This window comes from Paraburkholderia sp. BGA-UO-ETr-F12, from assembly GCF_059567945.1.
The window spans coordinates 1-12,764 of the sequence record NZ_JCAQOZ010000031.1 but is presented as its reverse complement, the minus strand read 5'-3'; the positions used below and the strand labels follow the sequence as shown (position 1 = coordinate 12,764).

Annotated in this window: 11 protein-coding genes, 1 tRNA gene, 1 rRNA gene and 2 pseudogenes; 9 read left to right on the top strand and 6 right to left on the bottom strand. The window is 61.5% G+C overall.

Features of this window, described 5'->3' with window-relative positions; translation table 11 throughout:
- Positions 1–41: 41 nt before the first annotated feature.
- Positions 42–1,364 carry an MFS transporter gene (locus tag AC57B6_RS14680; protein ID WP_496421592.1) on the bottom strand — a complete coding sequence of 441 codons (1,323 nt, stop codon included), beginning with the start codon at positions 1,362–1,364 and terminating at the stop codon, positions 42–44.
- 241 nt (positions 1,365–1,605) lie between these two features.
- Here AC57B6_RS14680 and AC57B6_RS14675 point away from each other — a divergent pair, with 241 nt between their 5' ends.
- The 7 genes from AC57B6_RS14675 to AC57B6_RS14645 all read left to right on the top strand — a co-directional run bounded on the left by AC57B6_RS14675 (position 1,606) and on the right by AC57B6_RS14645 (position 7,214).
- Entirely contained in the window at positions 1,606–2,349 is a 744-nt protein-coding gene (locus AC57B6_RS14675; RefSeq protein ID WP_025496065.1) for an IclR family transcriptional regulator, read from the top strand.
- A 74-nt stretch (positions 2,350–2,423) separates the two neighbouring features.
- The gene (locus AC57B6_RS14670; protein ID WP_183796936.1) at positions 2,424–3,476 is read left to right on the top strand and encodes a cyclase family protein; all 1,053 of its coding nucleotides are present in this window, start codon (positions 2,424–2,426) and stop codon (positions 3,474–3,476) included.
- Between the two features lie 33 nt (positions 3,477–3,509).
- Entirely contained in the window at positions 3,510–4,211 is a 702-nt protein-coding gene (locus tag AC57B6_RS14665; RefSeq protein WP_030099342.1) for an SDR family oxidoreductase, read from the top strand.
- Positions 4,212–4,213: 2 nt separating this feature from the next.
- Positions 4,214–5,173 (top strand): 3-hydroxyacyl-CoA dehydrogenase, encoded by a 960-nt coding sequence (locus AC57B6_RS14660; RefSeq protein ID WP_028194373.1) that lies wholly within the window; start codon positions 4,214–4,216, stop codon positions 5,171–5,173.
- A 68-nt stretch (positions 5,174–5,241) separates the two neighbouring features.
- The gene (locus tag AC57B6_RS14655; RefSeq protein WP_025496069.1) at positions 5,242–6,570 is read left to right on the top strand and encodes a short-chain fatty acid transporter; all 1,329 of its coding nucleotides are present in this window, start codon (positions 5,242–5,244) and stop codon (positions 6,568–6,570) included.
- A 52-nt stretch (positions 6,571–6,622) separates the two neighbouring features.
- On the top strand, positions 6,623–6,907 hold the full coding sequence (gene catC, locus AC57B6_RS14650) for a muconolactone Delta-isomerase (protein ID WP_025496070.1): 285 nt from the start codon (positions 6,623–6,625) through the stop codon (positions 6,905–6,907).
- 10 nt (positions 6,908–6,917) lie between these two features.
- Positions 6,918–7,214, top strand: coding sequence for a YciI family protein (locus AC57B6_RS14645; protein ID WP_025496071.1), 297 nt, complete (start codon positions 6,918–6,920; stop codon positions 7,212–7,214).
- Between the two features lie 102 nt (positions 7,215–7,316).
- Here AC57B6_RS14645 and dhaK read toward each other — a convergent pair whose 3' ends face one another.
- From dhaK to AC57B6_RS14625, 4 genes and pseudogenes are all read right to left on the bottom strand, one after another.
- Entirely contained in the window at positions 7,317–9,026 is a 1,710-nt protein-coding gene (dhaK, locus tag AC57B6_RS14640; protein WP_496421591.1) for a dihydroxyacetone kinase subunit DhaK, read from the bottom strand.
- 276 nt (positions 9,027–9,302) lie between these two features.
- Positions 9,303–9,379: transfer RNA gene (locus tag AC57B6_RS14635), tRNA-Val, on the bottom strand.
- Between the two features lie 111 nt (positions 9,380–9,490).
- On the bottom strand, positions 9,491–10,981 hold the full coding sequence (locus tag AC57B6_RS14630; RefSeq protein ID WP_496421590.1) for a M81 family metallopeptidase: 1,491 nt from the start codon (positions 10,979–10,981) through the stop codon (positions 9,491–9,493).
- Positions 10,978–11,244 (bottom strand): annotated as a pseudogene (locus AC57B6_RS14625) (M20/M25/M40 family metallo-hydrolase); the annotation flags it as partial. The pseudogene AC57B6_RS14625 and the gene AC57B6_RS14630, both read right to left, overlap by 4 nt.
- Positions 11,245–11,454: 210 nt before the next feature.
- Between AC57B6_RS14625 and AC57B6_RS14620 the strand changes: the two are divergent.
- Positions 11,455–11,734: pseudogene (locus tag AC57B6_RS14620) on the top strand (GntR family transcriptional regulator); the annotation flags it as partial.
- A gap of 251 nt (positions 11,735–11,985) precedes the next feature.
- Entirely contained in the window at positions 11,986–12,450 is a 465-nt protein-coding gene (locus AC57B6_RS14615) for a hypothetical protein (RefSeq protein ID WP_025496076.1), read from the top strand.
- 221 nt (positions 12,451–12,671) lie between these two features.
- Here the strand turns inward: AC57B6_RS14615 and rrf are convergent.
- Positions 12,672–12,764: ribosomal RNA gene (gene rrf / locus AC57B6_RS14610) — 5S ribosomal RNA — on the bottom strand; the annotation flags it as partial.

Here is a 12,764-nt window from a genome sequence, read left to right as displayed (position 1 = left end):
CTTCAGGCGCTAGTGGCAACGCCAGTTCTGCTCAATAGCGATCAGCTCTGCGCCATCGCGGCCGAACGGGCAGCGTCGCGCGCGCCCTCCTGATGCATGCGCGTGATCAATCCCAGCGCGCAGAACAGCGTAATCAGCACGTGCAGGATCCCCAGTGCGACGACGGAAAGAATCGAACCGGTTGCGCCCAGCAGATACTGTCCGAGAATCGGCGTGGTGCCGGCGAACACCATGCCGCAAATCTGATAGGAAAGCGAAATACCGGTGTAGCGCACCTGAACCGGAAACGACTTCGCCAGAATGCCGGCCATCGCCGCGTAATACAGCGAGTGCGGAATCGAGGCGAGCGCCATGCCCAGCATCGCGAGCTTGGTCGAGCCGGTGGCGATCAGTGAGAACATCAGCGGCAACGCGACGATTTCCGGCACCAGCATGTAAATGACCGCTTTTTTCAGGTCCATTTTTGTGGCGAGCACCGCGCCGAACGGCTGCACAATGAGTTGCACGATGATCGCACCGGTAATCACCGTGAGAAACTGCGTGCGATCGAAACCGATGCTCGTAACCGCCCACGACAATGCAAACGTCGTCTTGAAGTAAGTCGCCGACAGGCCGATCACACAAGCGCCCACGCCCATTGCCACTAGACCTTTATGGTTGCGCAAGACTTCGCCGATCGGCAGTTTCGCGATCTTGTTCTTGTCCTTCAACTCCTGCATGGCCGGCGACTCTTCGACACTCATGCGGATAAACATGCCGACCACCACCAGCAACGCCGAGAACAGAAACGGAATGCGCCAACCCCACGTCATGAACTGATGGTCCGGCAGCATCGAGGTCAGCAGGAAGGCCACTGTTGCCAGTAGATTGCCGGCGGGCGAGCCTTGTTGCGCGAAAGCGGAATAGAGAATTTCCTTGCCCTTCGGCGCATGTTCCGACGACAGCACCACAGCGCCGCCCCATTCGCCACCCATCGCTACACCCTGCATCAGACGAAACAGAATCAGCAGCGCGGGAGCCAGCAGCCCGACCTGATTGTAGGTGGGCAACAAACCCATGCCGGTCGTGCAGCACCCCATCAGCATTAGCGTGATGATCAGCGTCTTCTTGCGGCCGACCTTGTCGCCCAGGTGCCCAAAGATGATCCCGCCGATCGGCCGCGCCAGAAAGCCGACCCAGAAAGACGCGAACGCCGCGAGCGTACCGGCCAGCGCGGAGGTGGTCGGGAAGAAGATCTTGCCGAGCACCAGCGCCGCCGCCGTACTGTACGCATAGAAGTCATACCATTCGATCGTTGTCCCAACGAATGATGCGATACCCGCTTTGCGGGCATTCCGGTGTTGCGTTTCTAGCGTGAGCGCCATCGTGGTACGTCTCCATTTGTGTCGCGAATGCACGGGGCGGATTCAATCTCCACCCATCGCATTTGTTCGCTTATTGAACTTACTTTCCGTTAGCGAACAAGAAGCGCGACTATAGGGACCGCTCGCAACGGGCGTCAATTAAGGGATTACCCGCAGCCACCTAAGAAGTAAGACTCCGGCCAGCTAGGTGTATACCCCTCCCCTATTGCCATCCAGTTATCGAAATGCCGATAATATTCTCATGGATGTGAAAACTGCAGTACGCGTCTTCGACGTGATAAACCTCTTTGCCGAAGTGCGGCAACCCATGATCTACAGCGAAATCGCGCGTCGAACCGAGATCCCGCTGTCGAGTTGCCACGCGCTTTTGCAAACCATGGTCGCCAAGGGCTACCTCTACGCGCCGGGCGTGAAGGCCGGCTATTACCCCACGCAACGGCTATTGCACGTGGCGCGCGACATTTGCAGCGAAGACCCGCTGACGCTGTTGTTCCAGCCGCTACTCACGTCCCTGCGCGACGCCACCGGTGAGACCGCGGCGCTCGCCACCCTGGCCGGCAATCGCGTCGTCTACCTCGATGTAATGGAGTCGCGCCAGAAGATTCGCTATAGCGACGAGCCCGGCGGCTTCATGTACGTGCATGCCAGCGCGGCGGGCAAGGCCTTGCTCGGTGCCCTCTCGACGGATGCGCGCCGCAAGCTGCTCGACAGTTGCGAGCCGTGGAGCGCGTCGACCGATGGCACGGTGATCGATCGCAAAACACTGGAGATTGAAGTCGAGCAAGGCGTGAAAAACGGCTGGCATCGCTCGACGGGTGAAAACGTCGAAGACGTGGCCGGGTTGGCGCGTGGCTTCCTGATTCACGGCGAGGCGTTCGCGCTCGTGATCGGCGGCCCGAAAGCCCGGCTCCTGAAGAACGAACCGCGCGCGATCGAAGCGCTGCTTGAAATTTACGGCCAGATCCCGCCCGCGCTGCTGGCGTGAGGATGTGCTGCACGGCTCGGCGCCGCGTGTGCGGGCAGTGCAGCGCTTAGGCCAGATCGGTAGAGGAAGCTGAAATGCGCTGGAAGAATAAACCCGAAGGATCCAACTGGGGCGACTTCGGCCCCGACGACCAACTCGGCCGGCCGAATCTGATCGGCACGGAACAGGTGCTCAAAGGCGCACGTGAAATCCGCGCGGGGTTGAGCTTTTGCCTTTCGCTGCCACTCGACTTTCCCGGCGACAGCAAGCTGAACGTGCGCCGTCATCCGCCCGTGCTGCGCCCGACCTTCAGGGACGATCTGCCCTACGTCAACTTCCCGCTTGCTCGCAACGAAGCGGGCGCCACCGACGTACTTAGCGACGATCAAGTGCTGCTGAGCCTGCAGTACTCGACGCAATGGGATTCGCTCGCGCACGTGGGCGCACGCTTCGACGCAAACGGCGACGGTGTACCCGAGAGCGTCTACTACAACGGCTACCGTGCCGATGCGGATATCGTCGGTCCGATCGAGTATCGGGCGGATGAAGGCTTCGCGCCGCACGCCTGCGGCGGCGAACACAGCCACGCTGACGTGCTCGGCATCGAGAATCTCGCCGTGAAGGGCATGCAGGGCCGCGGCGTACTGGTCGATCTGGTGGCGCACTATGCACGCGAGTATCGAACGGTCGGCTACGACGATCTGATGTTCGCGATCGAAGCCGACCGTGTCGAGATCGAGCCTGGCGACATGCTGGTGCTGCGTACCGGTTTCGCCGAGATGGTGCTGGAAATGAACCGCCAGCCCGACGAGTCAGTGCTCAACGCTCATTGCTGCGCACTCGATGGCCGCGACGAACGTCTGCTGCAATGGATCACCGATTCCGGCATCGCCGCGCTCGCTGCCGACAACTACGCGGTGGAACGCTTTCCGGCGCGCGCGCCAACCACGCCGGGCGAGCATCCGTTGTTGCCGCTGCATCACCATTGCCTGTTCAAGCTCGGCTTACCGCTAGGCGAACTCTGGTACCTGCACGACCTCGCCGCGTGGTTGCGTGCGAACGGCCGCTCGCATTTCATGCTCACGGCGCCGCCGCTCCGGTTGCCCGGCGCGATGGGTTCGCCGGTCACACCGATCGCCACTGTCTAAGTCTTCCTCTTTTTACTACACCGAATCCGAAGCATGACTAAAGAACGAGTTTTGATTACCGGCGGCGCTGCCGGCATCGGCGCCGCGTGTGCTGAGCGTTGCAAGGCGGACGGTTACGACGTGGTCGTGATCGATCGCGTCGGCAATGGCCTGCTCGCCGATCTGTCGGACCCGCAGGCAACCGCGGCGGCGCTCGAACGTGCACTCGAAGACGGTCCGATCACACGTCTCGTCAACAACGTCGGCGTGGTTGTGCCGGCGAGCGCGGAAGCGCAATCGCTCGAAGAACTCGAACGCGCGTGGGCGCTCAACGTGCGCTGTTCGCTTCAATGCATGCAGGCGTTGCTGCCCGGTATGAAGGCGGCCGGCTTCGGCCGGATCGTGAACATGTCGTCGCGCGCGGCGCTCGGCAAGGAATTGCGCACTGCCTATTCGGCAACCAAGGCCGCGCTGATCGGCATGACACGCGTGTGGGCGCTCGAACTCGGCGCGTTCGGTGTGACCGCCAATGCGATCGGTCCGGGCCCGATCCGCACCGAGTTGTTCGATCGCGCAAATCCGCCGGATGCGCCGCGTACGCGCGCAATCATTGAGAGCGTGCCGGTCAAGCGTGTGGGCACGCCGGATGACGTCGCACACGCCGCGTCGTATCTGCTCGACGCGCGCAGCGGTTTCGTGACCGGCCAGGTGTTGTACGTGTGCGGCGGCATGACCGTCGGCGTCGCGGGAGTGTGACCATGAACGCACAGGCGATACGGCGTGCGGGGATTGTCGGCGGCGGAAGCATCGGCATTGCCTTCGCCGTGGTGTTCGCGCGAGCCGGTTGGCGCGTGCGCCTGTTCGATCCGGCTGCCGAACGGCGCGCGCTTGCGTCAACGGAAATCATGCAGCGTCTCGAAGAATTGACCCGCTTCGGCCTGCTCGACGAATCCCCTCACGACGTGGCCGCACGCGTCGAAATCGTCGCGACGCTGGAGACGGCGGCGGCCGACGCCGATCTCGTGCAGGAATGTGCGCCGGAGCGTGAAGAGATCAAACGCGAACTGTTCATCGCACTCGATCGCGCGGCGCCACCGCACGCAATTCTGGCAAGCGCGTCGTCGTTTCTCGCAGCGTCGCGCTTTGTCGACGAAACGCTGCCGGGACGCGGCCGGTGCCTTGTCGCGCATCCGGGCAATCCGCCGTATCTGATCCCGGTCGTCGAAATCGTGCCCGCCCCCTTTACCGCGGACGACGCCGTGGCACGTGCAATCACACTCTTCACCGAGGCTGGTCTGAAACCGGTGCGCGTCGCAAAAGAAGTAGAAGGCTTCATCTTCAACCGGCTGCAAGGCGCGCTATTGCGCGAAGCGTATTGCCTCGTGCGCGACGGTGTGGCCTCCGTGGACGATGTCGATACCGTCGTACGCGAAGGGCTCGGATTGCGCTGGTCGGTAATCGGACCGTTCGAGACCGTCGATCTGAATACGCGTGGCGGCATCGCTTCGCATGCGCAGAAGATGGGACCGTCGTATGCGCGCATGGGCGCGGAACGCGGTCAGAACGATCCATGGACACCCGAACTCGTCGCCGATGTTGAAGCGGCGCGCCGCAGCACTTTGCCGCTCGAACAGTGGGAAGAGCGCGTGGCGTGGCGCGACCGTGCATTGATGCGACTGATCCGCTATCGCAAGGATTCCGCGCAAAACGATTCGTAAGCAGCACACGCCGTACTCGCCTAGCATGACCCGATAAATATTATTCGACCACCGTCAGAGACAGTCACATGCAGAAAATCACCGCTTTCTTTACGGAGCTGATGCGCAAGTATCTGCCCGATCCCTTCGTCTTCGCCATCGGCCTCACCCTGCTCACGATGATTCTCGCCGTGCTGGTTCAAGGCCAGGCGGTGAGCGCGCTCACCCTGAGTTGGGGGAAAGGCTTCTGGGCGCTGCTCGCGTTCACGACTCAAATGGCGGTGATTCTCGCTGCGGGTTATGTACTCGCGACCGCCCCCCTCACCGAGCGCTTTCTCGATCGGCTCGTCGCGCGAGTGCACGATCCGCGCATGGCGGTGATCGTCGCGACGCTGGTCGGCGGGATCGGCAGCTATCTGAACTGGGGCTTCGGCCTGGTGATCGGCGGGATCGTGGCGCGCAAGCTGGCTTTGAGCATCAAGGGTGTGCATTACCCGTTGATCATCGCGTCGGCCTATAGCGGTTTTACGATGTACGGTCTCGGTCTGTCGGCCAGTATTCCGGTGCTGATCTCCACCAAGGGTCACCCGATGGAAGCGCAGATGGGCGTGATTCCGCTATCGGAAACAATTTTCTCGCCGGCAATGCTGATTACGAGTCTTGTTGTCATCATCACTTTGCCGCTGTTGAATGCCTGGTTGCATCCGAAGCCGGGCCAACCCGTTACGGAGATCGACCGCGCGCTCAACGACGCACCTAAAGCCGCGGCGCCGGTATTGGATATCGACGAAAGCAACACGATTGCCCATCGCCTGAACAATAGCCGCCTGTTGAGTTATCTGATCGGCGCAATCGGCGTGGCTTACGTGGCGCTGTACTTCCACAGCGGCGGTTCGATGGATTTGAACCTGATCAACTTCATCATCCTGTTTCTCGGCATCATTCTGCTCGGCACACCGATTCGCTATGTCGAGAAGCTGAACGAAGGTATTCGCACGATTAGCGGCATCATTCTGCAGTACCCATTCTATGCTGGGATTATGGCGATCATGGCGTCGTCGGGGCTGGTCAACACGTTCTCGCATTTCTTCGTCAAGATCGCGACGCCTGCCACGCTGCCGTTCTGGGGTTTGATCAGTTCGTTCTTCATCAACTTCTTCGCCCCGTCGGGCGGTGGTCACTGGGTGATTCAGGGGCCGTTCATGATCGAGGCGGCCAAGTCGATTGGCGCATCTGTGGGGCATACCGCGACCGCCGTGATGCTCGGCAACGCATGGAACGATCTGGTGCAGCCGTTCTGGATTCTGCCGGCGCTCGCGCTGTCGAAGCTGAAACTGAAAGACATCATGGGCTATACGGTCATCATGATGTTCTGGATCGGCATCGTGTACACCGTGGCGATTCTCGCTTGGGGTTGAGCAAACGTCCGGCCGCCACAAAGCGGCCTGTTTATTCGATGGAGAAGTTCGAATGTTGTATCTGGTTCATATGCAGGTTCAGATTCCTGCCGATGCCGACAAGGCGCTCGTCGATCGCCTGAAGGCCGAGGAGAAGGCGTTTGCGCAGAAGTTGCAGCACGAGGGCAAGTGGCGCCATCTGTGGCGAGTCGCCGGTCAGTACGCGAATTACAGCGTATTCGATGTCGAGTCGAACGACGAGCTGCATACGCTGCTCAGTTCGCTGCCGCTGTTTCCGTACCTGGTTATCGACGTAACGCCGCTCGCGCAGCATCCGTCCGCTATCGCGCCGAACTGAAGGAGTACGCATGCCCTATATCATCGAAACGTTCGACAAGCCCGGTCACGCCGACGTCCGCATCCGCGAGCGCGAGACGCATCTCGCGTTTCTGGAAGAGAACAAGGCGTTGCTGCTTGCCTGCGGCGCGAAGTTGAATGACGACGGCAGCGGTGCCGGCGGCGGCGTGTATGTTGTCGATCTGGAAACACGCGAGGAAGCAGAAAAGTTCATTGCGGCCGATCCGTTTTCTCAGGTCGACTTGTTCGAGCGCGTGACGATCACGCGCTGGCGCAAAGCGTATTTTGATGGCGAGTGCTGTCTTTGAGCTAAATAAGGTATGCGCTCGAGCCCGGACTCGCTGTCAGTCGTACGGGCTCGGGCGATGCTCGTCCCGTGCTGTTCACGGCTCACAAGCTAACCCCCTCCATCAGCCGCTAGCCAGCGCCTCGCGAATCGCGGCGAGCCACAACGCCACGGCATGTGCGCCGGGGTCCGCGTAACCGAGCGCGCGATCGCCGACATAACTCGAGCGCCCGCGCCGCGGATGCATCGACGCAGTCTGCGCCGCGCCTTCGGCTGCTGCGTCGGCCGCGGCTTTCAATGCCGCATCGAGTGCGTCTTCTGACTTGGAAAGCGCGGCATGCAATGCATCAGCGGCAGGTTTCAGCGCGTCGACCATGGTGCGATCGCCCGGATGGGCACCGCCCAACGCCATCAATCCGGCAACACCCTCACTGAACGCCGCGGACCACGCCTTCGCCGACGATCCCCCCGTCTGTTCGAGCGCAACAGCACCACGCAACAACATCACCGCGTAGAGCGGGCCGGAGGTGCCACCCACCACACGCCGAACCGTCGCGGATAGGCTACGCAAAACGGCACCTGGCGCCGTTTCCGCAGGATAGGCATCGAGTTCGGCGAGAATGCCGCGCGCGCCACGCGACAGGCTGATACCAAGGTCGCCATCGCCGACGCGTTGATCCATCTCGGTCAAGATCGGCTCGGCTTCAAGCAGGCACGCACAAACGGCCTCGATCACGCGGCGCAGCGGCGCCTCGCGGGTGAGCGTTGCGCCGGTTGTTCGGTCTGGCGTAGCGGGTGCGGGGCGCACGGAAACCTGCGCAACGCGACCGCTCAACGCGGGCCATGCGCTGGTATGCGCGGCAGCGTCGAGCCAGCCGAGCCGCCCGTCGTCCACGCGCAGCAGTGTCAGCGAGACGCCCGCCATCTCGAGCGCGCTCAGAAACGTGCCGGCCCACGCACGTTCCACATGGATGCTGTTTGCGGCCAGATAACGAAGCGCGGACCCGGCGACGATGCTCAGTTCGCTAGAAGGCGTGCCGCCGAGGTTGTTCACCAGCAAAGCCACCCGCGCGCCCGCTTGCAACGACAGGTCGCCGACAATCTTCGCAAGCAGTCTTTCGACAATCGCGTCAGCCGGCTCTATCGCACCGCGTTCAACCCCGGGTTCGCCGTGAATGCCGAGGCCCCATTCGATTTCGTCATCGGCAAGTTCGAAGCCCGGCTTGCCCGCGGCCGGCACCGTGCATGGCGTGAGCGCGACGCCCATCGTGCCAAGCGATGCGGCAACCTCACGAGCGATCCGTGCAACCTCGGCCAACGGTCGGCCCGCTGCGGCAGCCGCGCCGGCAATCTTGTGCACCAGCACCGTCCCTGCGAGCCCGCGACGGCCCGCATGATCGCCGCTCGCTGACAGCGCGACGTCGTCGGCGACGATGACCATTTCCGTGGGGATACCTTCGGCACGCGCAATCTCGGCGGCGAGGCCGAAGTTGAAGCGGTCGCCCGTATAGTTCTTCACGATCAGCAGGACACCTGCGGTGCCGGCTACAGCGCGGATCGCGTCGAGCACGGCATCCGTGGAGGGTGAAGTGAATACCTCGCCCGCTACCGCCGCGCTCAGCATGCCATGACCGACGTAGCCGCCATGAGCCGGTTCGTGGCCTGAGCCGCCACCCGAGATCAGCGCGACTTCTCCGCGCGCGGCAACAGCCTCGGCGTCGGCGCGCACGACGATCGTGCCGCCCTGCAATAACGAGAGATTAGGATTGAGCGCTGCGAGTCCGTCGAGCATGTCCGGGACGACCGCGGAGACGTCGTTGATGAGCTTCTTCATTTCGTCAGCTTCCTTTCGAGCCGCCGGCCCCGTGTCGCGAGCTCACAGCAGTCTATGTAGTTGCGAGACCTGAAGACTCAACTGTACCGCGCATCAGAAGAATGCGATGTGGAACAGTGAACGCATCGGCGAACGAGCCAGGCTGTGGCGAGATTGAGGCAATGCGGAAGGGAGAGACTGACAGGACCGCCGCACGATGACGATGCGCGTCGATGCGATACTGGAAAATGACAGTAGACGAAAGCGGAGCCGCTTTCGTCTACGTCACCTGTGCGTTGGTAGGCTCGATTGGATTCGAACCAACGACCCCCACCATGTCAAGGTGGTGCTCTAACCAACTGAGCTACGAGCCTTTAGAGGCGCGAATTATAGAGAGTCTGGGCGCGTCGCACAAGTCCGCGCAGCAAGTATCTGCACGAGCATGTGTCCATCGGTTCGTCGTGCGGTTCGTCATTGGCGCCGCCTCAGTTCGTCGGCGCCCACGCAGCGTGCGTATCCAGTGGAAAAACCGGGCGCTTCACGTGCTTGAACCTGAACAACCCGTAGTCCGAACTCGTCACACCGCGGCTATCGCACTCCACCAGCGCCGCGGCGATCGGCACAAAAATCGGGCGGCAGTACATGCGGGATTTGAGCAGTAGAAAACGCGCGCGTCGCGGATCGATACCGACGCTCTCGAATACGCCCAGGTCCCATGGTTCGTGCGTGCGCTCGGTCATAACGAGCTTGACCGTGCCCGTATCGAGCACCGCCGCGCGTCCCATGAACGCACGCTGACCGGTATAGGTTGGACCACTGATTACGTATTCGCCGTCAGTCAGTGCGCGCACTACGCCGGTCACCGAAACCGGTGGCCGTGGCGTCACGGCATCGTTTGCGATCTTGTTGCCGATCGTCACCGTCACCGTGCTGCCGACGCCCGCTGCCATCAGCGCCGCAACGGCTTGCGGATCGCACAACGGCCCGCTTACGATCCCGTCGAGGTTCTGCTTGAGCGCCTCTTCAAGCAGATCCATCGTGTCGCACGTGCCGCCCGACATGCAGTTGTCACCGTGATCGAGCAACAACACCGGTTTGTCCGCGCCCTGCGCGAGCGCTGCAGCCTGCGCCACCGACTCCGTCAGCGGCGCGCTGCGATAAACGAAATCCTCGCGTTCGTTCCAGATCTGCCGCGCGATACGCTCCGCCACCGCTTCCGCCTGGTCGCGCTCGGCATTCGCCACCACCACGACGCTGATACACGGCGCTTCGATATCGGCGAGCGAGAATCCCGACAGGACCGACACCGCAAGCATGCCATCGGCCTCGGCTGCACGCGCGGCATCCACGGCGCGTTTCATCGCGCCTTCGGCCGTCGCGCTGCGCAGCGTATGCGTGAGCAACGGCGGCTGGCGCCATGCAATCACCGGCTTCGCGTTGCCATGGATAAGATCGAACATGAGACGCGCCGCATGCGCACCCGTCTCATACATATCGACGTGCGGATAGGTTTTGAAGCTGACAATCACGTCGGCGTTATCGATCATCTTCTGCGTCACGTTGCCATGCAGATCGAGTGCAACGGCAATCGGCGCGTGGGGCAGTGCGGCGCGCACGCGTGCGAGCAGATCGCCTTCGCCGTCATTCGAATTCTCGGCGACCATCGCGCCGTGCAGGTCGAGCATCACCGCGTCGCAACCTGCTGCTGCCGTAACGATCGCATCGCAGATCGCGTCGTAAGCGGCGGCCTCGACCCGGCCACTCGGATTCGCCGACGCGGAAATAGGTGTCACGATCTGTGCATGCTCGCGCTCGGCTGCGTCGATGAACGCGGCCATGGCCGTCTGCATGCCCTTGTTTTCGTTGAACGCGTCCTGGCCGTAGCTCGGGCCGTTACGGCCGAACGCCGCCAGCGGCGTGGCCACCGGCGAGAACGTGTTGGTCTCGTGATTCATCCTTGCAATCAGGATCTTCATGCTTCGGCGCTCCCCGCCGTTTGCGCGACGTTCAGCATGGCCTGCAACAGGACGTTGCAACCGGCCTCCAGGTTATCTGCGCGTGCGTCCTCGATTTCGTTGTGGCTGATGCCGTCCTTACACGGCAGCGCAAAGATCATGGGCGCTGGCACCACGCGTGCGCGATAGACAGCGTTGTGCCCGGCGCCGCTGATCACGTCCATCGACGAAAAACCAGGCGTGTCCGCACCCTGCTGGACCGCGGCGAGCATGTCAGCGGCAAACCAACACGAGCCGACGCAAGCGCCTTTGTCCGTCGCGCCGATTTGTGCAAGTTGCGTGAAACTGTCCCAGCGCCGCGCACCGTCGATACGCAGATCAGCGAGCGTCCCGCCAGTTGTTGGTTTATGAGCTTGCATCGATGGGTCCTCATAGTGAAGACAGAGTGCGCGTCAGACGAAGACGCCCGTTTCACGAATCAACTCGAGTTGTGAGCGACGAATCCGAATCCGTTTCTGCGGCTTTAGTTGCAAACTGATCAAGCACATGATCCGGCAACTGATCGAGTTTTGTAACGATACATCGCAAGCAGAACAAGAGCGTTTCAGTCAGGCCAACGCGAGAATTCACAAAGCGATCATAAACGCGGTACGCGAACACGACGTGGAGAAAGTGCCTGACCGGATGATCGTTCAAATGACGGAAGCGCCACGTTATGTGAAGCGCATGAAATGCGGACAGCGCGGTCGGCCGATTCTCGATTCAGAGATTCGCTGACGCGTGAGGCCGCTTAGCGTCGCACCGGCTGATAAGCCTGTTAGGAATGATGTCGACGGGAGGAATCGAACGGGCAAATCCATGCAGAATGAAAGCACAGACGTAGCCGCCGATCGGTTGCCATTAGTTTGCGCCTCGCCGTCTCAACTACCTCAAACTGTCAATTAGGTTTCAGTAACCCCGTGAAGGCTCAACCTTTCACGGCTCGCGCCGTTATTGCATCTGCACAGGCATAACACTGGACCGTCATGGCACAACCTATTCCGTTTTCCCGCAACACGGGCGCTGCACGTGCCCGGCACGACAAAGCGATGCTGTTGCCGATCGCCCGGAAGATCGCCGACGACCTTGCCTTGCGCGTACATCTGGCGCTCGACGCCTTGCGCCGCGGTGCCGGCGGCACGAGCGATGCGCAGACGCTTACACAGGTCATGCTGTTGACGGGTTTCCTGGCGGAGTCCGGTTTTGGTTCGATGAACAGCGCGCAACTCGGTGCCGCTGAGCGCGCGGTATCGGCGGTTTTCGATATCGGCCGTGAAACCGGCGAGTGGAAATTGGACAGCACAGGTTTCGCGCTTTTCTCCGAAATCGCAACGAATTACGATCGGCAACTACACAGCGCGCCCCTTTGGGCGATCACCGATGCCAGCGAACGGTTGGACCGTTTTACCGCAGGGGTGTCGTATCAAGCGCCAGTGCGGAAACGGGCTTAGTGCCCCATCGGGATTTGGAGCTGTCTCATGACAGCGTGAATCATTGGATATGGCTGCGGGGAACTAGAAGGGTTGCGCGAGCGCAATCCTAATCGACGCGGTAGAAACAGAAGCGCATTCCCCGGAGGGAGGATGTTGAGGCCGTATTGAGAGGAATTTCCGGGGTGCGTAAACGCAGAAACCCCACCTTTTCGGGGTGGGGTTTCTGATGCTGCAGGGGAGCCTGACGATTACCTACTTTCACACGGGAATCCGCACTATCATCGGCGTGGAGTCGTTTCACGGTCCTGTTCGGGATGGGAAGGGGTGGGACC